This is a genomic window from Paenibacillus sp. cl6col, assembly GCF_900102125.1.
GTDB lineage: Bacteria > Bacillota > Bacilli > Paenibacillales > Paenibacillaceae > Paenibacillus_B > Paenibacillus_B suaedae.
In genome coordinates, this window is record NZ_FNAZ01000002.1 from 232,829 (window position 1) to 253,017 (window position 20,189).

A 20,189-nucleotide genomic window follows, 5' to 3' on the forward strand; every position below is an offset into this window, starting at 1 on the left:
TACTCCTAATGCGCCAACAACAATTCTTATCGTGGCTTACTCTTTGCCTTCTACTGGGCCATCCGCACTTGGACGGAAGGATGGTGGCTTGGGGCTTTTTTTTGCACGGAAACGTCCAGCTACGTAGTTGCGCTTGCGGTCGCGATAAAATATCCATCCCCCTATGAAGCCCACGCCAATAATGAACAGAAGCAGACCAGCAGTGAAGGGCAGCCATTGGAATGCGGGGGCAGACAGCTTATCATTGCCATGGTCGACCACATAATCGAACACAGCATTTTTCATAAGCAGAAATCCGCTTGTCGCGGTTACGCCTGGAATAACCAGAAGCAGAACCGCAATAAATCGAGTGATAACATGTGTTTGCTTCATTATGATCTTCACCTGCTCACGTCATGTAAGTTAGCTTCATATTACCTTGATTGCGCATACTTGTCTAATGTTTCCTCTCTTTAAGAACCAATAGAATGACAGTTGTCATGTTTGCTGCGCAAAGAAAAGGGAGTACAATAGAACCATCGGAAATGAACACGAAAGGGGAGTTGCTTGCATGACGAAACAAGTAGATGTTGCGATTCTGGGTGGAGGAACTGGAGGTTATATCGCTGCAATTGCAGCAGCCCAGGCTGGTAAGTCAGTCGCTGTCATTGAGCGTGAGAAGCTAGGGGGAACATGCTTGCATCGAGGATGCATCCCAAGCAAGGCTCTGCTTCGGAGTGCTGAAATATACCGTCAGACAGGAGAAGCCGCATCCTTCGGCATCGAGATTGAGGGACGGAAGCTGCGCTTTGATCGGGTTCAGGCTCGCAAGCAGAAGATTGTAGACCAGCTTCATAAAGGTGTGCAATTTCTGATGAAGAAGCACAAAATTGAAGTCATTCATGGAGTGGGACGGATTATGGGTCCTTCCATCTTTTCACCAAGAAGCGGCTCAGTCGCCGTAGAATGTGATGAGGGAGAAGCGATTACAATCGTACCGAACCATGTCATCATTGCAACAGGATCACGCCCGCGCATTTTGCCGGGACTTCCAGTAGATCACCCTTCTGTTGTTACGACGGATGAGGCGCTAGAATGGACAGAGCTGCCGAAGAGAGTGGCGATTCTAGGGGGCGGAGTCATTGGGGTAGAATGGGCTTCCATGCTGACAGACTTCGGTGTTGAAGTGAATGTCATTGAGTCTGCTGCTCATCTTGTTCCGCAGGAAGATAAGGATGTCTCAACCGAACTTCAGCGTCAATTGGCGAAGCGTGGTGCGCGAATACATACACAAGCAATTGTTGAACCAGAGAAGGTTCAGATAGATCCGGACACAGGAGAAGTGAAGCTCGAGATTGTCTCGAACGGACAAGCGATAGACATAAATGCAGACAAGCTGCTCGTATGTATTGGAAGACAGGCCAATATCGAGAACATTGGGCTGGAAAATGCGGGCATTGAATTCGGCAATGGTCGAATTATCGTTAACGAATTTATGCAAACAAATGAGTCTCATATATACGCGATTGGCGATGTTGTTGGGGGATTACAGCTTGCTCATGCAGCATCTGCAGAAGGAATACTTGCAGTTCGCCACATATGTGGCGAGGCAGATTCGGGGATCGATTCCCGTCGTATACCTCGCTGCATCTATACAGCGCCAGAAACGGCATCCATCGGTTGGACGGAGAAGGAAGCAGTTGAAGCGGGATATTCGATTAAGACGAGCAAAGTTCCGTTTCAAGCAATAGGCAAGGCAATTGTGCAGGGTGATACGACAGGATTCGTGAAAATAATTGCAAATGCGGATACCAATGATTTACTTGGAGTTCACATTGTCGGGCCTCATGCTACAGAACTGATAGGCGAGGCAGCAGTTGCACAATGGCTTGATGCAACACCATGGGAAGTAGGCGAAGTTATTCATCCGCATCCTTCACTAAGCGAGATTATGGGCGAGGCAATGCTTGCTGTTGATGGTCATGCGTTGAATCTATAAGGGGATGAGAATAGTCTGACGTTTTCTTTTGGGAATGTTCAGAGTATAATAGTTTTTAGACTCTAGTCTTAGTACCTGGTATTAGATTACTGACCACTGTTCATTGACTTGTGTGCAGGATAGCTATGGAGCTGCTCTGTACAAGGGTCAAAGAACGGACTTTGCGATAATAAAGGAGGATGACTCCATGACACCAGATATGACGACTCGTCAGCAGACGAGACATGAAGAGCTTGGCCTAACCCATAAGCAGGCACAGGAAATGTACCGCATGATGCTTCTTGCACGCATGTACGATGAACGTGCGCTGCTGCTGCAGCGTGCCGGTAAAATCAACTTTCACGTATCAGGCATAGGCCAAGAAGCAGCGCAAATTGGCGCGGCTTTTGCGCTCGATCATCAGAAAGATTACTTCCTGCCTTATTACCGAGATTATGGATTTGTCATGTCGGTTGGTATGACCGTACGTGAACTAATGCTCGCCTTGTTCGGCAAAGCGGGCGATCCGAACAGCGGTGGGCGCCAAATGCCAGGTCATTTCGGCTGCAAGCGGCTGCGTATCGTAACCGGCTCTAGTCCGGTAACGACACAGGTTCCACATGCGGTAGGCATAGCTCTGGCAGCGAAGATGCGCAATGAAGATTCTGTATCATTTGTGACGCTTGGAGAAGGTTCCAGCAACCAGGGAGATTTCCATGAAGGCTGCAACTTCGCAGGAGTTCATAAGCTGCCAACCATCATTATGGTAGAGAACAATCAATATGCCATCTCTGTTCCGATTGCGAAGCAAATTGCAGGTCGCGTATGTGATCGGGCTTTGGGTTATGGCTTCCCAGGGGTTCAGGTTGATGGCTGTGATGTGTTAGAAGTGTACCGGGTTATGAAGGAAGCACGTGAACGTGCTGTCCGAGGTGAGGGGCCTACGTTGGTAGAAGCAGTCATGTATCGCTTGTCTCCCCATTCAACTGCGGATAATGACATGGTATATCGTACGAAGGAAGAAGTGGAGGAGCACCGGAATAAGGACGGTCTTCCTCGATTCAAGGCCTACCTGATTGAATGCGGCATCTGGTCTGAAGATGAAGATGCTGCTCTGCGCGCTGAACTGAAAGCTGTGCTCGATGACGCAACCGCATATGGCGAACAGGCGCCGTTCCCGCAAGGGGAAGAAGCACTGAAGCATGTCTACGCGGAGGAGGGTCAGGGAACATGGCAGTAATAGAGTATATTGACGCAATTCGACTTGCAATGAAGGAAGAGATGGAACGAGACAGCAATGTATTCGTGCTCGGTGAGGATGTCGGGGTCAAAGGTGGCGTCTTCACAACAACCAAGGGGCTGTATGAACAATTTGGCGAAGCTAGATCGTTAGATACACCGCTTGCAGAGTCGGCCATTGCCGGCGTTGCAATTGGAGCCGCTATGGTAGGAATGAAGCCAATTGCTGAGATGCAGTATTCGGACTTCATGTTCCCAGCAACGAACCAAATCATTAGTGAGGCCGCTAAGATTAGATATCGTTCAAACAATGACTGGACCTGTCCACTTGTGATACGTGCCCCAATTGGCGGCGGTGTTGCAGGGGGGTTGTACCATTCACAATGCCCGGAATCTGTATTTTTCGGGACACCAGGTCTAAAGATAGTTGCTCCTGCAACGGCATACGATGCCAAGGGTCTGCTGAAGGCGGCAGTTCGTGATCCTGATCCGGTTATCTTCTTCGAGAATAAGAAGTGCTACCGAATGATCTCGGGAGAGGTTCCAGTTGAGGACTACGTAGTACCGATTGGTGAAGCGAATGTAGTTCGTGAAGGAACGGATATAACAGTTATTGCTTACAGTTTGCCAGTCCATTATGCATTACAAGCTGCGGAAGAATTGGCGAAGGAAGGCATCAGCGCACATGTACTGGACTTGCGTACGATTCAACCGCTTGATCGAACAGCGATACTTGAAGCTGTCTCGAAGACCGGCAAAGTGCTGATTATTCATGAGGACAACAAGACTGGCGGCGTCGGGGCAGAGGTAGCGGCAATCATTGCAGAAGAGCTGCTCTATGATCTCGATGCGCCGATTCAACGTCTGTGCGGACCGGATGTGCCTGCAATGCCTTATAGTCCTCCGATGGAGAAATTCTTCATGCTGAATAAGGACAAAGTGAAGGAAGCGATGCGCCAATTGGCGATCTTCTAATCGAATGGCAGACGGTATGAAGGAGGAGAGAGACATGGCACAGCTTATGACGGAACTTCTCCTTCGACCGTACAGAACGGGAGTGTGAAAAAGATGTCTTCAAATCAGGGAACAGAAGTATTGATGCCGCAGTTGGCAGAATCCCTTGTACAGGCGACTATCGGCAAATGGCTGAAACGTCCAGGGGAGACCTTTGATGCGTATGAACCGATTTGTGAAGTGATTACAGATAAGGTCGTAGCTGAATTGCCAGCAACAGAAGCAGGCATTATGCAAGAAATTGTGGCGCATGAAGGCGAAACCGTTGCGGTAGGCGCGGTGATCTGCCGTGTTCAGTCACAAGCTGCTGCATCTGTGCCATCGTCAGCTGCAGGTGCCTCTGAGCAGAATCAGGGCCATTCAGCGGATGCTTCAGTAAATCAAACGGGGCAGGATATGCGCAATCGGTATTCACCCGCCGTGCAGCGACTTGCGCAGGAGCACGGAATTGATTTGCAGCGAGTGGCTGGTTCTGGATTGGGCGGCCGCATTACACGCAAAGATGTAATGGCTGCAATTGAAGCTGGTGGAGAAACCGTAGTAACACCATCAAGTGCTGCTACAGCTGGCAATGCACCAGCCTCATCGACTGGTATAGAAATAGCTGGTGGAGCAAGTGCAGCCCCGCAACCAAGTGCGGTGCAGCATGCAAGCGGGCATGTGCGTAACACCGGACTTCATCTTACAGAAACGCCGCGCATACCTTCGATTGAAGTAGAAGGAAGAACACAAGCTGGCAATGGAGAGACCTTCATTGACGTCACACCGATTCGGCATACAATCGCAACGCGTATGCGCCAGAGCGTCTCTGAAATTCCGCATGCTTGGACGACAATTGAAGTCGACGTTACGAATCTTGTACAGCTTCGCAACAAGATTAAGGATGAATTCAAGCGCAAGGAAGGCATTAACCTGACTTATTTGGCATTCGTCCTGAAGGCGATCGTCAATGCGATCAAGGATTATCCGATTATGAACTCGGTGTGGGCTGTCGATAAGATTATCGTGAAGCGCGACATTAACTTGTCTTTGGCTGTAGGTACAGAAGATTCTGTATTAACGCCTGTCATTAAGAAGGCTGATCAGAAGAACATTGCAGGGTTGGCACGAGAGATCGATGAGCTGGCACGGAAGACAAGAGAGGGAACTTTGTCTCCGAATGATATGCAAGGTGGGACATTTACCGTGAATAATACGGGGTCGTTCGGCTCCATCCTGTCTTATCCGATCATTAATTATCCGCAGGCTGCCATTCTTACCTTTGAATCGATTGTGAAGAAGCCTGTTGTGATTAATGACATGATTGCCGTCCGCTCGATGGCGAATATGTGTCTGTCGTTGGATCACCGGATATTAGATGGCGTAATTTGCGGTAGATTTTTACAACGCGTGAAAGAAAATCTCGAAAGCTTCTCATTGGACACGAAAGTGTATTAAAATAGAATCAGCACGAATCGACGGAAGAAAGCGTGATGACAATGAATAATGAATGGAACAAAGCGGATAAGGCTCTTCGTGTAACCCATATGGGGCGTGTCGATTATGGCGCAGCATGGGATATGCAGAAGGAACTCGTTCATGCCATTGATGGTGGTACGAGAGAAGATACGCTGCTGCTATTGGAGCACCCTCCTACGTATACAATCGGTTCACAGCGCCACCCGGAGCATTTGCTGCTAAGCAAGGAAGAACTGGAGCGACAAGGAATTGCACTGTACGAGATTGATCGTGGCGGGGATATTACATATCACGGTCCAGGACAGCTGGTCGGTTATCCGTTAGTGCTATTGGATGGGCCACAGCTTGATCTTCACGGGTATTTGCGATCATTGGAGGAAGCGATTATTCAATTTCTTGCGACATTCGGTGTAATCGGAAGCCGCAAGCCAGAGTATACCGGTGTGTGGGTTGGCAATGTTAAGATAGCTGCGATAGGTGTGAAATTCAATAAATGCAGACGCCGTCGTGGCTTCGTAACCAGCCATGGCTTTGCACTCAATGTGAAGAGCGGCATCCAGCATGAAGGGTTCTCAGGCATTATTCCGTGTGGAATTAGCGAGTATGGGGTAACATCACTGGAGGATTGCACAGGTCAAACCTTCACAGTGGAGCAAGTAGGCCAATTGCTGCTGCCTCATCTTATTCATGTTTTCGGATTCGAAGCGGCCAAGCTTGACACTTCGTTGTTGGTGTAGGGGCTGCAATTAAGTTCAAGCCATGCGATTGCTCGCATGGCTTGTCCCGTAGCTGCTCTGCTTATGTGGTTGCAAGATGAGATGCAGCTAGGTACCCCTAGCATGGATCAGCTTGAAGCACTAGCCATATATAAATGGCTCGACAATCACAAGCACGGTGGATGCGAGCATCGCGGCGAGCATGACATATATAATGATTTTAAACCATCGTTTGGATTGCATAAGAACAGAGAACTCCTTTCATCAATAAGATCATGAGTTATTCTCTATTGTACCTTAAATAAACGTTTGGAGGAAAGAGATATGGTTCAACAGGAAAGACTTGTAAAGCACTTTATGGAATTGGTTCAAATTGATAGTGAGACGAAAAACGAACGTGCGATCTGTGATGCGTTGAAACAGCAGTTCGAGGCACTTGGCCTCCAAGTAACGGAAGATGATACAACGTCTGCAACGGGACATGGAGCAGGAAACCTGATTGTGAACTGGCCAGCAACAGAAGGTCAAGAGAACGCAAAGCGTTTGTTCTTCACCTCCCATATGGATACTGTTACACCGGGCAATGGCATTAAGCCGCAGCTTGGCGAAGATGGATATATCCGCAGTGACGGTACGACGATTCTTGGATCAGACGACAAGGCAGGCCTTGCTGCTATGTTCGAAGCGATCCGACTCATTCAAGAATCGAATACACCACACGGTTCGATCCAGTTTATCATTACAGTAGGTGAGGAATCCGGCCTTGTAGGTGCTCGTGCAATGGACAGCAGCCACTTGCAGGCTGACTTCGGTTATGCGCTGGACTCAAATGGTGAGATTGGAGCAATTGCAGTTGCGGCTCCTACGCAAGCGAAAATTACAATGGAAGTGTTTGGTAAGTCCGCTCATGCAGGCGTGAATCCGGAAGATGGCATCAGTGCAATTCAAGTTGCCAGCAAAGCGATCTCCCGTATGCCGCTTGGACGCGTTGACCACGAAACGACTGCGAACATCGGCAAATTCGAAGGCGGTGGAGCGACGAACATTGTATGCGACTATGTGAAGCTGCATGCGGAAGCGCGCAGTATCGTACAGCATAAGGTTGAAGCTCAAGTGAAGGCAATGAAGGAAGCGCTCGAGAGTGCTGCAGAGGAATGTGGAGCAAGAGCCGAGTTCCACAGTGACATCGTGTACCCTGCATTCCAATTCACAGAGAAAGATGAAGTTGTGCAGCTCGCGAAGCGTGCTATTGAGAGTATTGGCGCAACGACGCGCTTGTTCCATTCAGGCGGCGGCAGTGATGCAAATATCTTCAACGGCATGGGTGTACCTACCGTTAACTTGGCAGTAGGATACTTGGACATCCATACGACGAAGGAGCGTATACACATATCCGACCTGGTGAAGACGAGTGAATTGGTAGTCGCGATTATTCAACAAGCTGCACAAGCATAATGCACGCAATAAACATGTAGCTTGCTTCTGAATGATTATTGCAGGAAATGAATGAAATGATTATCATACTCAGCAGTTGTGCTGCATAGGATAAGCCCTTGTTCGATACCACTCATGAACAAGGGCTTAATTGTTTTGAAACGGTTCGATTGTGCATAAGATGCAGGGGGATTAAGCATGGTAAGGACAGAACAGCGGAAGCCGCCAAGAGGTAAGCTATTTGCTCGATAATTTGCGGGTGGCGGGTTGGTTGTCCAATATCTGAGACAGTGGAGTGTTTCCACCATGGCGCATCATGAGACGACGCAGTTCGGCGATTACTTCTTGCTTCTTGCCTACTAACAGCATTTCCTGTGCTTGATATATGCGTTGCATCCATTCATCACTCCCGGATCGAATCGGACAAGCCGTAATGATATAATGGGTATGTTCAGCGGAACGGAAATATGTACATAAAGGAGCACGAATATATGAATGAGCAACGAGGTTCTGAACGGGCAAGCAATCCCTTAGAAGAAGTTACAATAGAGACGAAGCCTATTTTTGATGGGAAGATCATTAAGCTTCAGGTAGATACGGTTACGCTCCCTAACGGTTCGACTGCAACAAGGGAGATTGTCCGTCATCCAGGGGCTGTTGCGGTATTAGCGATCAAAGAGAATAAAATGCTTGTTGTTGAACAGTATCGCAAGCCTCTTGGGCGCAATCAGGTTGAGATTCCAGCGGGCAAACTTGATCCGGGTGAAGAGCCAATCGTAGCTGCAATGCGTGAGCTTGCGGAGGAGACAGGCTATCGTACAGATCATCTCATTCCATTAGGCTCATTCTATACATCGCCTGGTTTTGCGGATGAAATCATTCATTTGTACGTAGCAGATCAATTGATAGCTGGCGAAGCACATACGGACGAAGATGAATTTTTGGAAGTAGATGCGATGACGCTAGAGGAAGCATTTTCTGCGATGCGCGCAGGGCGAATTAGCGATGCGAAGACTATCAATGCGATGTATGCATGGCAAATTTACAAACTAACAGGAAAGTGGCCGGTATAACCGAATGGAGAATGCAGCAAGAAGTGGACAGCATGATGAGTTGCATACCATGTATGGTGACTTCCATATTCATATAGGCAGTACCTCGGAAGGACAGCCTGTGAAAATCAGCGCGAGCCGCAACTTGACCTTCGAGGCAATAGCACATGAAGCTTCCGAACACAAAGGGGTTCATCTGATTGGCATCATTGATGCGCATGCGCCGGGTGTACTGCGGGATATCGCAACGCTTCTTGATAAAGGCGAGATGGAGGAACTTCAGGATGGCGGTATCCGGTATAAGAACACCACGATATTTCTAGGAACCGAGCTCGAAATTCGTGAAGAAGGATATGGCATTGCACATGTGCTGTGTTATTTGCCGAATATCCATGCAATGGAACGATTCTCGAATTGGCTAACCCCTCATGTCACCAACATGAGTTTATCGTCCCAGCGTGTGTACTTGCCAGGGCGAGCACTGCAGGAAGAAACTGCGGCATATGGCGGATTGTTCGTGCCTGCGCATGTGTTCACACCTTTTAAAAGTATATATGGGAACTGTGCTGACAGAATGGCAGATGTGCTCGATCTGGAGATTATAGATGCTGTGGAGTTGGGCTTAAGTGCTGATACAGAAATGGCGGGATGTATCTCTGAGTTGGATCGTTTTACATTGCTGACGAATTCAGATGCACATTCACTAAGTAAAATTGCAAGGGAGTACAATGCACTTGCCATGGCTTCACCAACATTCAAGGAGTGGGCAATGGCCTTGCGTAGGGAAGCTGGACGCGGGGTTACAGCCAATTATGGTCTTAATCCGCGGCTTGGTAAATATCATCGCACTTCTTGTGCGAAATGTGGCCACGTTGTAGACAGTACTGCTTCCGTAGAAATCACAGATACCCACGCGAATCAGGTACAGCCAAGATGTCCAGAATGTGGTTCAACGAAGTTCATCCGTGGTGTATCCGAGCGGATACGTTCTATCGCAGATCGCGAACAATCGGAGATTCCAGCTCATCGCCCGCCATATTGCATGCAGATTCCGCTTGAATTCATCCCTGGTGTAGGGAAGCGAACGCTTGCCAAGCTGCTGGAGCATTTCGGAACGGAGATGAACGTACTGCACCATGCAACGGAGGAGGAACTCAAGCAAGTGGTTGGACAAGCTACAGCAGAACTTATTGTGCTCGCTAGGAGCGGACAGCTGTCTCTACAAAGTGGCGGCGGAGGCACATACGGCAAAGTAATTACAGGAGAATAGTTCGAATCATAAAGGGACGAGCATGAGCATAAGCTGGATGGACGAGGTATTCGTCGCTTCAACTTATTCGAAAGGGGCATCATCCATGAAGCCTATTGCTCACTCTTTTCGCTCTCAGCTCCATTTATATATTTTCGTGTCCGTTCTCTTCCTCGTCGGCGTTGTATTTGGTTCCTTGCTCGTGAATGCACTGACATTGGAACAACAGCAGGATATCGGGAACCATGTGAGTCAGTTTGTGTCCACAATGGGACAAGAGTCTGCTGCTTCTAATCAGGTGGGGAATAGTGGAGAGACGTTTTTGAACTCGACGATGTTCTACGTCAAATGGATTGCATTAATTGCATTGCTTGGCATATCTATAATCGGATTTCCGCTTGTGCTTGCACTTGTATTTGCGAAGGGTGTGTTTATCGGATTCTCGGTGGGGACACTCATCAGTCAGTATGCATGGAAAGGCGTATTATTCGCATTAGTATCAGTCGCCCCGCATAATATTATTGCGATTCCTTTTCTGATGATTGCAAGCGTTGCGTCTATGGTATTTGCCATGCATATTCTGAAAAATCGATTGTTCGTTCCGAGGATGCAATCCTTGCGTGATCCTCTGCAGCGCTTCATGACACTGCAATCTGTATCCTTAGTAGGAATGGCAGGAGTTGCAGCTGTTGCAACTTGGGTGTCACCTCTTCTAATGAGATGGGTTGTTCCAATATTGACAACGTGATCAGGAATAGACAACACCAAGAATATTGACTTTGTGCAATTCATTTGACACTGCTTGCGTTCTCCCCCTATAATATATAGAAGTGATACAAATGAAACGTGGATGGCAGGCAAGGGGGGAGACCATTGGAAGCGCGGATTGAGAAGATTAAGCAGCAACTTCAATCCCAAGGGTACAAGCTGACACCACAGCGCGAGGCAACCGTGCGCGTCCTGCTCGAGAATGAAGAAGATCATCTTAGTGCTGAGGACGTATTCATGCTCGTGAAAGAGAAAGCGCCTGAAATCGGTCTTGCCACCGTATATCGTACATTGGAACTGTTAAGTGAGCTGCATGTCGTGGAGAAGATGAACTTCGGCGACGGCGTTGCACGATATGATTTGCGCGGTGATACGAATAAGCACCATCATCACCATTTGATATGTGTCCAATGCGGCTCTATGCAAGAAATCCGTGAGGATTGGCTTGGGCCATTGGAAGAGCGCTTGGAGCGAGAATTTCATTTTACTGTCGTAGATCATCGTTTGGATTTCCAAGGCATTTGTAAGAATTGCCGGGAGAAGCAAGCAGAAGAGCAGGCGGAATAACCGCAAGCATTCAACAGGGAATTGAAATGGCGCTACGCTATGACTGCAGGTCGATAGCAGCGAATGAAGATGGATATGATGAGGAAGCCTCGGCAGGACTGCCGAGGCTTTATTGCTTGAGCAATTACATAATTGAAGGATTCGTAGATGCCCTTCTTCTTGGCTGCACTTGCCGTTTGCGATGAGCGGCAGAGGTTCTTTTGGCGCCGATGGAGGAATGCCGCGGGACAACAGCTTGAGAATGACGGGCGGCACGTTGACGATTGCGGCGACGAATTACCAGCACCTTTGACCTGTGTTTGTGTCGGGAAGCGGCTGCAGCCTGAATAGGGATGGCTGGAGTCGAATGCGCTGATTCGAGACCCTCGCTGGCTTCTGCTTCTTGCTGAGCGGCAATAGAGAGTGAAGAGAAGGCGCGGTCTGCTTGAATAAGGCCAGATCCTTGTGAATGGCGAGAATAGTCGTTCAGAGGCCTCGCAGTATCCATGAGCAGCTTGCGAATAAGGGAAGGTTTTACCTTGCGGTTGTGAGCAAGCAGCAATGCAGCTGTACCTGATACATGTGGGGCAGCCATAGATGTTCCTGAATTTGTGATGAATCCTTGTTTATTGCTTGTGGATACAATATCGCTGCCGGGCGCAGCAACATCAATTCCGCGTCCGCGGCTGCTAAATGATGCAATGCGATTGTTTTTGTCAGTGGCGGCTACTGCGATGACTTCCGGGTAGCTGGCAGGCTGATCGATTTTACCGCTGTTTCTTCCTCCATTTCCAGCTGAGGACACGATCACGATGCCCTTGCGATAAGCACGTTTGACCATAGAGCGCAGAGATGCACTGGCGCCATTCAGTCCTAAGCTCATATTGATGACATCCATGTTATTGCGAATGCACCATTCCAACCCTTCCACAATATCTGACACATATCCGTCACCAGACTGATCCAGTACCTTTACAGCATACAGAATGACCTCTGGGGCAACGCCATACTGCATACCACTTTTTCCAAGTGCAGCAACAATCCCGGCTACATGTGTTCCATGGCCATTATCGTCTCTATAGGAACCTCCCTTGCGAATCGTGTTCACACCACCCGCAATATTGAGATCAGGATGAGCCGATATCCCTGTGTCGACTACGGCTACCTTTATGCTCTTCCCCTGGGATGATTTCCATACTTCTGGAGCCTGTATGCGCTTGACGCCCCACGGAATTTGCTTGCTGGAAGTAGGTTCTGCTGTAACAGAATTCAGGATCTGACTAGCAGGATAGTACGATAAGGGATAAATATGTGCCCTTACTCTCGCATCCGTTTCAATTCTACGGACGCTGGGGTGCTTCCTCAATCGCTGCAAGGCATGATGGTTGCCGTCCATATGACAACACAGCATGTTAGCTGAACCTACTTGTTTTACTGGGGTAATGCCAAATTTTTTGAGTTCGAGTATGCATGCATTGTAGCTTTTTTCGTCTTTTAAAATGATCATTTTACGTACAGCTTTACGATGAGGACGGCTGCTTACAGCCGCCTTCAACATGCGTGATAAGGTGCGCATGCTTGCTAGCCCTCCAGTTCGAAACGAATTTGTGCAACTTCTTAGACACTAGTGGAATGGAATGCCTTGTTGTATCGTATGAGACAAATATAGAACGGTGAAATGTTTTAGCAGCGAATTTCAAAAGGGAATACGGAGAGAACCGCATATCCTAAGGCTTGGCATCATATGTTACAGGAGAGTCGAACTTGCCCAGCGGAAGGGGATGAGCAGTGTGATAGTGCCTTTGCGAGCTCTATTAAGACGAATCAAGTTTATGGCGTTATTCCTCATGATGACCTATGCGGTTGCTTATATTATGGGGGCCGTCAGTGACTGGATTTATCCAGTGGACAAGTACCGCGAGCCACATGGCAAGGCAGTTAAGGTCTTCCGCTGGGAGGATGGCTTGGATAAAGAGCATATGACGTTCACAGAACGATTGCGGTTGTACTATTGGTTGGGCGAGTAGCGAACTGTTCGGACAAGGGAAGGGATTTACACTCGTGTTGTTGAATTATTGTAGAGCAGTTGCTTAGATTTGCAGATGTGAAAGTCGCAAGGTAAGGAGTATAGTACGATGGCAGGCTTAATTGAACAACAGGTGGAAGCATACCGAGATTATCTAATACATGAACGGCGAGTGTCCTCGAATACGCGAGAAGCCTATATGCGTGATATACAGATGTTCATCGTATCAGTCGCTGACAATGTGAGCATGGTGGACGACATTCGTGCGTATCATGTGAATCATTATATGTATCAATTGAAACGGGATGGACGTGCGGCCTCGAGTATTGCGCGCATTGCGGCCTCACTGCGATCCTTTTTCCATTTCTGTATCCGTGAAGGGAATTTGAAGCTGGATCCATCCTATGAAGTAGAGCGCCCGAAGGCATCTTCCAAAGCGCCAGAGATCTTGTCATTGCAAGATACAGAGCGGTTGCTGGCATTACCCGACGAGAGCAATCCGTTAGGGATTCGTGATCGGGCAATGCTGGAGACTTTATATGCGACAGGGGTTCGAGTGTCGGAGCTTATGTCGCTTAATATGGAGGATGTTCAGCCTAAGTTGGGGTTTCTGCGCTGCATGAGCGGCAAGGAGCGGGTTGTGCCTCTCGGACAGGTTGCGGCTGAAGCGTTGGAACGATACTTGAACGATGCACGCCCTCAATTATTATCCTCCTCTTCACAGGCTGATGGATTGGAGACTACTGAGCATAATGCGCTCTTTGTCAATGTGCGCGGACAAAGGATGTCACGGCAAGGTTTCTGGAAAATGATCAAAAAATATGCAGAAGAGTTGGAGTTATCCTTTCCCATTACGCCCCATACGCTGCGGCACTCGTTCGCTGTTCATATGTTATCGAATGGTGCGGATGTGCGGGCAGTGCAAGAAATGCTCGGGCATGCAGAGCTTGCGACCACACAGCGGTATGTGGAGCATATGAGAAAGTCAAGTATGAAGGACGTATATACCTCTGCCCATCCAAGAGCGAAGAAGAAATAGCGGGAGTATGGTTCAAATCTCCTTAACATAATCTAAGACGAAGAAAGAGAAGGAGTGGTAACCGTGGATAGAGAGAGCAAGCAATTTGGACGCATTGCAGTTATTGTTCTGGACAGTGTTGGCATTGGGGAACTGCCGGATGCATCGCAATTTGGTGATGCGGGTACACATACCTTGGGACATATCATAGAGCATAAACCGAGTATCAAACTCTCGAATTTACAGCGCCTTGGCTTAGGCAATATCGCCGATCTCGGCAGCTTGAAGGCTGCCGAGTGCCCAGAAGGCGTATATGGCAAGATGGCGGAGATTTCAGTCGGCAAAGACACGATGACTGGTCACTGGGAACTGATGGGACTACGTATTACTTCACCTTTCAATACGTATCCAAATGGATTCCCACAAGAGCTGATTGAAGCATTCGAGCAAGAAACAGGCCGCAAAGTGTTAGCCAACAAGCCGGCGTCAGGCACCGAAATCCTAGATGAATATGGCGAGGAGCAGATGGCGACTGGATCGTGGATCGTATATACATCTGCGGATAGCGTGTTCCAAATTGCCGCCCATGAGGATATTATCCCACTTGATGCGTTATATCGCGCTTGTGAGATCGCCCGGAAGCTGACATTGTGTGAACCGCACACTGTCGGCCGTGTTATCGCACGGCCTTATGTTGGCAAGCCAGGTGCATTCACGAGAACGCCGAATCGCCATGATTATGCAATCAAGCCCCCGGCAAATACCGTGCTCAACCTGCTGCATAAGGCAGGCAAGGACGTTATTTCGGTAGGGAAAATTAATGATATCTTCTCGGGAGAAGGGATAAGTGCTTCTTATCCGACCAAGAGCAATGCACATGGCATCGACACGACGATCGAGTTGCTAGATCAATCATTTGAAGGGCTGCTGTTCGTCAACTTAGTGGATTTCGATTCATTATACGGACATCGTCGTGATCCGGCAGGCTATGCGAAGGCATTGGAGGAGTTCGACGCCGCCCTACCTAAGATGATGGATAGAATTGGGCCGGATGATTTATTAGTCATTACGGCAGATCATGGAAATGATCCGACACATACGGGTACCGATCATACGAGGGAGTATGTTCCACTTCTGCTGTACAGCCCTTCCCTGCATGCGGGGCAATCACTTGGGGTTCGTACCACATATGCGGATTTGGGTGCTACGATCGCAGATAATTTCCGAGCAAGGCAACCTCAAGTAGGCACAAGCTTTTTGCAAGAACTGTAAAGAGTTTGGACAACAATGGAACAACACATTTTGAAAAGTTTGATGAAGATGATGTTACAACCGATCGATTCTGATCGGACAATGATGAATGGGGGAAATAAGATGAGCAACACAATTACACACGATCATATTCAAGAGGCAGCGACTTATATCCAATCTAAGATTAGTGATACGCCTGAAGTAGGTTTGATTTTGGGATCTGGACTAGGTGTGCTGGCAGATTTGGTGGAACAGCCTGTAACGATTGCATACGGGGACATTCCGCATTTCCCTGTATCGACTGTAGAAGGCCATGCGGGCGAGCTTCTGATCGGCAAGATCGCAGGCCGTACGGTAGCGATGATGAAGGGCCGGTTCCATATGTACGAAGGATATGGGCCAGAGCTAACCGCATTCCCGGTTCGCGTTATGAAGGCGATTGGCGTATCCAAGCTGCTCGTAACGAATGCGGCAGGCGGGATCAACACTTCCTATAAGCCTGGGGATCTGATGATCATTTCCGATCATTTGAACATGACTGGGCGCAATCCGCTGATTGGTGCGAACGACAGCCGTCTCGGGGTACGCTTCCCGGATATGTCTCAGGCGTACAGCCCGCAGCTTCGCCAGAAGGCTAAGGACGTTGCAGCTTCGCAGGGTGTTGAACTGCAGGAAGGTGTATATGTCGGCTTTCTTGGCCCGAACTACGAGACGCCTGCAGAAATCCGCATGCTTCGTGTGCTAGGTGGCGACGCTGTAGGAATGTCGACGGTATCCGAAGTAATTGTCGCGCAACATGCAGGCATGGAAGTGCTCGGCATTTCCTGCATCAGCAACATGGCGGCGGGCATTCTGGATCAGCCATTGTCGCACGATGAGGTCATGGAGACGGCAGAGCTCGTTCGAGACCAATTCCTCAAGCTTGTTATTGGAATTATCCCTGTGATGTAAGAAACACATTCACATGTGAAAAAAGGCCGCTGCATGGCTGTCCGTTGATCGGGCAGCAGCAGCGGCCTTATCTTATGGTTCCAGCAATATAAAATGAGCGAGTCCATTCGAAGAAGGCAATTGTATAACGTTCAATTCGATGAGCTGGTTAGTCACATAAGTATATAAAAAATGATAGTACCAAATAAAATACTCCTCGAAGGAGGTTTCTTCAGCGAAAGGAGAGGCGTGATACGCTTGAACTAGCATCGAACGATAATCCTCGAACAGTCTGATTAAATCTGCCGTAATAAGATTGGCAATGCGATGCAGTGCTTGATATTCCTCGTTGTTCAGTACAGGGATCATCAGCTTGCCGTTCTTCCACAAATGTAACTGCCCCAAACCCTTTCGTATCTCACTTTCAATCGAACCGTTGCCAGATGAGCTTTGAATAATGTGATCGATGATCGTTGGAATTGCAGCCTTATTTTCCGATAATGCAGGGCCAAATAAAGTACATACCTGTTCCTTGCTGAACAGGGGAAGAAGAGGCTGATTGTATCTGTTATTCCCATACGCGCAATAGTACGCCGAACCGATAGGAACACAGTGGTTTCCGTAAATTCCGAACGGTTCTAGCTGCTGATCAGCATGTTTTTCCAACAAACCATAGTAATAGTTCTTTCCATTGCGAGACGGTCTGTCGGACTTGAGGAATAACTGTTCCACATAGTCGATTTGCACGAAATCTAATAATACATCGCTCCATTATAAATAGGGAGAGATCGGCAAATTCAAAATTGTGCAATGCCGGGACCTTGAAAGTCTCTTGCTGGATTCGATTCGCGTTGTGATTGATTAGAGATACGATGTCATTTCCGATTGCGATGCTAAGCTGGTAGAACTGTTGCCCCGCCTCATGTGAGATGACCGGAAATGTCGGAACATATCGCCCCTCTACTTTTTTGGCGAGACCTTCACCATAGAGCAGATCGATGCTCTTCTTCCACTGTGCTTGCGAAATAGAGAGCTCCTTCATTAGCTGTTCCTCTGAATAGCCCAGATGCAACCCGATACAGATGCGATCAAGGTTATCCTTAGTAAAATCAAAATCCGGGAAATTCACACCCCTCGAGATCATTTTGTGTTCAAATTGCGACTGAAGCATGATGTCATCCTCTCGCGTTGTGTACTGCATTTCATTTTCGTAGGCTATAAATTTATTTCCCAATTTATTTCGACATCGTGACATGATAAACCTTCCAAGTTCTGCTCTATCTTTCAGTAAGAGTGGAATATTTTGCTTCTGAAAGGTAACACTGGATAGAAAGTGCATCCTGCGCATGTAATGCGCTCAGAATGTACGCTATTTAGATAGGAGGGGACAATCAGTGAACAAATGGCTGTGTGCTAGCCTTAGCTTTTTATTTGCTGCCGCTTGTATATTGCCTTCTTCGGCGAACGCATCTTATGCACGGACAGACTTGCCGCCTTGGACAAATTCAGAAACGCCAAGCCAAGCAACATCCTCTGCTGCGCCGGATGCCCAACTGGCGGATAACGCGCGCTCAGCGGTGCTTATGGATGCGGACACGGGAACGGTGATTTTCGAGAAAAATAGCCACGATCGGCTTCCGCCAGCGAGTATTACGAAAATTATGACGATGCTGCTTGTCATGGAAGCCATTGACAAAGGAAAGCTGAAGATGACGGACAAGGTGGCAACAAGCGAGTATGCCGCGTCTATGGGCGGATCGCAAATCTTTCTGGAACCGGGCGAAGAGATGACGGTTGAGGAAATGATGAAGGGAATCGCAATGGCCTCAGGCAATGATGCATCGGTTGCGATGGCTGAGAAGATCGGCGGCTCCGAGAAGGCGTTCGTACAAATGATGAACGATAAGGCTGCAGAGCTTGGCATGAAGGATACACATTTTGTAAATTGCAATGGCCTCCCTGCTGAGAATCATTATACGTCAGCGCATGATATTGCCTTGATGTCGCAAGCGTTGTTGAAATATCCGAATGTAACGAAATTTACAGGTGCATATGAGGATTATTTGCGACAGAACACCAGCAAGAAATTTTGGCTTGTCAATACGAATAAGCTTGTACGGTTCTACCAAGGTGCAGATGGGTTGAAAACAGGCTTTACTTCAGAAGCTCGTTATTGCCTGTCTGCGACAGCGAAACGGGATAATATGCGTGTGGTAGCTGTTGTGCTTGGCGAACCGAATACGAAGACACGCAATGCAGAAGTCACGCAAATGTTCGATTATGCCTTCGCTCAGTATACGAATGTTCCGCTGCTGAAAAGCGGAGATAAGATTGGCGATATTCGTGTGGAGAAAGGGATGGTCGAGAATATTGAGCTGAAGGCTCGGCGTCCATATCATGTTTTACTCAAAAAAGGCGAGGGCACTGACAATCTTCGCTTCGAACTGGAAGGTCCGAAATCTGTGAAGGCTCCAGTAGCGGCTGGTCAGTCGCTTGGGAAACTTGTCGTTTATCAGGGAGATAAGAAGGTTCGTGAATATCCTGTCGAATCCACCGAGGAAATTGCGAAAGCTGGCTGGTGGACACTCTTTAAACGTACGTGCGGCAAGTTGTTTTTTGTCAATTAACGGCGTGCAGCTTCTAGTTTTGTCGTCAGGCAGGAATTGGTTATCCCATTGACGAACTGTATCGGCATCATGGGGAGGAGAGTGAAGCGCCATGAATCTGCAGGTGGAATTGGAACACCAGCGCAACGTATTGATTACCCGTCTGAGAGGGGAACTGGATCATCATACGTCTGAGTACGTACGAATTCAGCTCGACGAAGCGATTCAACGCAAGCAAGTGAACCATGTCGTGCTAAGCCTTCGTGATTTGACGTTTATGGACAGTTCGGGTTTGGGGGTCATTCTAGGAAGATACAAGCAGATCAAGGGACGAGGCGGAAAAATGGCGGTATGCGATATGAATCCCGCGGTACGACGTCTGTTCGAATTGTCTGGCTTGTTTAAAATTGTGCATGTTTACGATAATGAGCGCAAAGCGCTTAATGGGTTGGAGGTCGTATCATGAGTGTACAATCAGACACGAACGTAATGACGCTGCAATTTTCCAGTCGTTCCGAGAATGAAGCATTTGCCCGTGTGGCTGTTGCAGCCTTTGTATCGCAGCTGGATCCGACAATGGACGAGCTGACAGATATGAAGACCGTAATCTCTGAGGCAGTGACGAATTGTATCATCCACGGATATGATAATGATCCTACTGGGATGGTTACGATTTCAGCGGTTATTTCCGGTGAGGAGATTATGCTGACCGTATCAGACAATGGACGAGGCATTGAGGATCTTGAGCTTGCAAGACAGCCGCTGTATACGTCGAAGCCGGACATGGAACGCTCTGGCATGGGCTTCACGATCATGGAGAACTTCATGGATGAATGCGAAGTAACTACCGAACTGGGCGTGGGTACGAGCATCCGCATGAAGAAGCGGATTGAATCGAAAAAAGCGCTCTATAATTAGGGGTTGA

Annotated in this window: 23 protein-coding genes; 17 read left to right on the forward strand and 6 right to left on the reverse strand. The window is 48.2% G+C overall.

Annotation, left to right across the window (positions count from 1 at the left end; all coding sequences use genetic code 11):
- Positions 1 to 36: 36 nt before the first annotated feature.
- Positions 37 to 372: a DUF2627 domain-containing protein gene (locus BLS15_RS05155; RefSeq protein WP_021252959.1), complete on the reverse strand. Its 336-nt coding sequence runs from the start codon at positions 370 to 372 to the stop codon at positions 37 to 39.
- Positions 373 to 550: 178 nt separating this feature from the next.
- Here BLS15_RS05155 and lpdA point away from each other — a divergent pair, with 178 nt between their 5' ends.
- From lpdA to lipB, 5 genes are all read left to right on the forward strand, one after another.
- Positions 551 to 1,978 carry a dihydrolipoyl dehydrogenase gene (lpdA, locus tag BLS15_RS05160; RefSeq protein WP_021252958.1) on the forward strand — a complete coding sequence of 476 codons (1,428 nt, stop codon included), beginning with the start codon at positions 551 to 553 and terminating at the stop codon, positions 1,976 to 1,978.
- 187 nt (positions 1,979 to 2,165) lie between these two features.
- A complete protein-coding gene (locus tag BLS15_RS05165) occupies positions 2,166 to 3,197 on the forward strand; it encodes a thiamine pyrophosphate-dependent dehydrogenase E1 component subunit alpha (protein ID WP_021252957.1) in 1,032 nt (343 codons plus the stop codon).
- The gene (locus BLS15_RS05170) at positions 3,188 to 4,171 is read left to right on the forward strand and encodes an alpha-ketoacid dehydrogenase subunit beta (RefSeq protein WP_021252956.1); all 984 of its coding nucleotides are present in this window, start codon (positions 3,188 to 3,190) and stop codon (positions 4,169 to 4,171) included. Before BLS15_RS05165 ends, BLS15_RS05170 begins: the two co-directional genes overlap by 10 nt.
- Positions 4,172 to 4,264: 93 nt before the next feature.
- Positions 4,265 to 5,647, forward strand: coding sequence for a dihydrolipoamide acetyltransferase family protein (locus BLS15_RS05175; protein ID WP_021252955.1), 1,383 nt, complete (start codon positions 4,265 to 4,267; stop codon positions 5,645 to 5,647).
- A gap of 41 nt (positions 5,648 to 5,688) precedes the next feature.
- On the forward strand, positions 5,689 to 6,405 hold the full coding sequence (gene lipB, locus BLS15_RS05180; RefSeq protein ID WP_036590568.1) for a lipoyl(octanoyl) transferase LipB: 717 nt from the start codon (positions 5,689 to 5,691) through the stop codon (positions 6,403 to 6,405).
- Positions 6,406 to 6,525: 120 nt separating this feature from the next.
- Here lipB and prli42 read toward each other — a convergent pair whose 3' ends face one another.
- Positions 6,526 to 6,627: a stressosome-associated protein Prli42 gene (prli42, locus tag BLS15_RS05185; RefSeq protein WP_005546772.1), complete on the reverse strand. Its 102-nt coding sequence runs from the start codon at positions 6,625 to 6,627 to the stop codon at positions 6,526 to 6,528.
- 81 nt (positions 6,628 to 6,708) lie between these two features.
- Between prli42 and BLS15_RS05190 the strand changes: the two genes are divergently transcribed.
- Positions 6,709 to 7,839 (forward strand): M20/M25/M40 family metallo-hydrolase, encoded by a 1,131-nt coding sequence (locus BLS15_RS05190; RefSeq protein WP_021252953.1) that lies wholly within the window; start codon positions 6,709 to 6,711, stop codon positions 7,837 to 7,839.
- A 216-nt stretch (positions 7,840 to 8,055) separates the two neighbouring features.
- On the opposite strand, the gene BLS15_RS28875 is transcribed toward BLS15_RS05190, so the two are convergent.
- Entirely contained in the window at positions 8,056 to 8,214 is a 159-nt protein-coding gene (locus BLS15_RS28875; protein WP_155987318.1) for a hypothetical protein, read from the reverse strand.
- A 95-nt stretch (positions 8,215 to 8,309) separates the two neighbouring features.
- On the opposite strand from BLS15_RS28875, the gene BLS15_RS05195 reads away from it, so the two are divergent.
- From BLS15_RS05195 to BLS15_RS05210, 4 genes are all read left to right on the forward strand, one after another.
- Positions 8,310 to 8,891, forward strand: a complete 582-nt coding sequence (locus tag BLS15_RS05195; RefSeq protein ID WP_021252952.1) for an NUDIX domain-containing protein — start codon at positions 8,310 to 8,312, stop codon at positions 8,889 to 8,891.
- 4 nt (positions 8,892 to 8,895) lie between these two features.
- Entirely contained in the window at positions 8,896 to 10,140 is a 1,245-nt protein-coding gene (locus BLS15_RS05200; RefSeq protein ID WP_021252951.1) for an endonuclease Q family protein, read from the forward strand.
- Between the two features lie 22 nt (positions 10,141 to 10,162).
- Positions 10,163 to 10,867, forward strand: a complete 705-nt coding sequence (spoIIM, locus tag BLS15_RS05205; protein WP_231515150.1) for a stage II sporulation protein M — start codon at positions 10,163 to 10,165, stop codon at positions 10,865 to 10,867.
- Positions 10,868 to 10,992: 125 nt separating this feature from the next.
- The gene (locus tag BLS15_RS05210) at positions 10,993 to 11,454 is read left to right on the forward strand and encodes a ferric iron uptake transcriptional regulator (protein WP_021252949.1); all 462 of its coding nucleotides are present in this window, start codon (positions 10,993 to 10,995) and stop codon (positions 11,452 to 11,454) included.
- Positions 11,455 to 11,578: 124 nt separating this feature from the next.
- On the opposite strand, the gene BLS15_RS05215 is transcribed toward BLS15_RS05210, so the two are convergent.
- Positions 11,579 to 13,009, reverse strand: coding sequence for a S8 family peptidase (locus tag BLS15_RS05215; RefSeq protein WP_021252948.1), 1,431 nt, complete (start codon positions 13,007 to 13,009; stop codon positions 11,579 to 11,581).
- Positions 13,010 to 13,214: 205 nt separating this feature from the next.
- On the opposite strand from BLS15_RS05215, the gene BLS15_RS05220 reads away from it, so the two are divergent.
- From BLS15_RS05220 to BLS15_RS05235, 4 genes are all read left to right on the forward strand, one after another.
- Positions 13,215 to 13,460: a YqzK family protein gene (locus BLS15_RS05220; protein WP_254777287.1), complete on the forward strand. Its 246-nt coding sequence runs from the start codon at positions 13,215 to 13,217 to the stop codon at positions 13,458 to 13,460.
- A 108-nt stretch (positions 13,461 to 13,568) separates the two neighbouring features.
- Entirely contained in the window at positions 13,569 to 14,498 is a 930-nt protein-coding gene (locus BLS15_RS05225; RefSeq protein WP_021252946.1) for a tyrosine recombinase, read from the forward strand.
- Between the two features lie 63 nt (positions 14,499 to 14,561).
- Entirely contained in the window at positions 14,562 to 15,749 is a 1,188-nt protein-coding gene (locus BLS15_RS05230) for a phosphopentomutase (protein WP_021252945.1), read from the forward strand.
- Positions 15,750 to 15,851: 102 nt separating this feature from the next.
- Complete coding sequence (locus BLS15_RS05235) at positions 15,852 to 16,679, forward strand: purine-nucleoside phosphorylase (RefSeq protein WP_028533120.1); 828 nt, start codon at positions 15,852 to 15,854, stop codon at positions 16,677 to 16,679.
- A 72-nt stretch (positions 16,680 to 16,751) separates the two neighbouring features.
- On the opposite strand, the gene BLS15_RS05240 is transcribed toward BLS15_RS05235, so the two are convergent.
- Complete coding sequence (locus BLS15_RS05240) at positions 16,752 to 17,327, reverse strand: hypothetical protein (protein WP_051249860.1); 576 nt, start codon at positions 17,325 to 17,327, stop codon at positions 16,752 to 16,754.
- A complete protein-coding gene (locus BLS15_RS05245) occupies positions 17,308 to 17,913 on the reverse strand; it encodes a hypothetical protein (RefSeq protein ID WP_090510353.1) in 606 nt (201 codons plus the stop codon). The genes BLS15_RS05240 and BLS15_RS05245 overlap by 20 nt, the downstream gene beginning before the upstream one ends.
- Before the next feature lie 139 nt (positions 17,914 to 18,052).
- Here BLS15_RS05245 and BLS15_RS05250 point away from each other — a divergent pair, with 139 nt between their 5' ends.
- The 3 genes from BLS15_RS05250 (at position 18,053) to spoIIAB (ending at position 20,182) form a co-directional block, all read left to right on the forward strand.
- On the forward strand, positions 18,053 to 19,285 hold the full coding sequence (locus BLS15_RS05250) for a D-alanyl-D-alanine carboxypeptidase family protein (RefSeq protein ID WP_021252943.1): 1,233 nt from the start codon (positions 18,053 to 18,055) through the stop codon (positions 19,283 to 19,285).
- Positions 19,286 to 19,376: 91 nt separating this feature from the next.
- Entirely contained in the window at positions 19,377 to 19,730 is a 354-nt protein-coding gene (gene spoIIAA, locus BLS15_RS05255) for an anti-sigma F factor antagonist (protein WP_021252942.1), read from the forward strand.
- Positions 19,727 to 20,182, forward strand: coding sequence for an anti-sigma F factor (spoIIAB, locus tag BLS15_RS05260; RefSeq protein WP_021252941.1), 456 nt, complete (start codon positions 19,727 to 19,729; stop codon positions 20,180 to 20,182). Before spoIIAA ends, spoIIAB begins: the two co-directional genes overlap by 4 nt.
- Positions 20,183 to 20,189 lie beyond the last annotated feature (7 nt).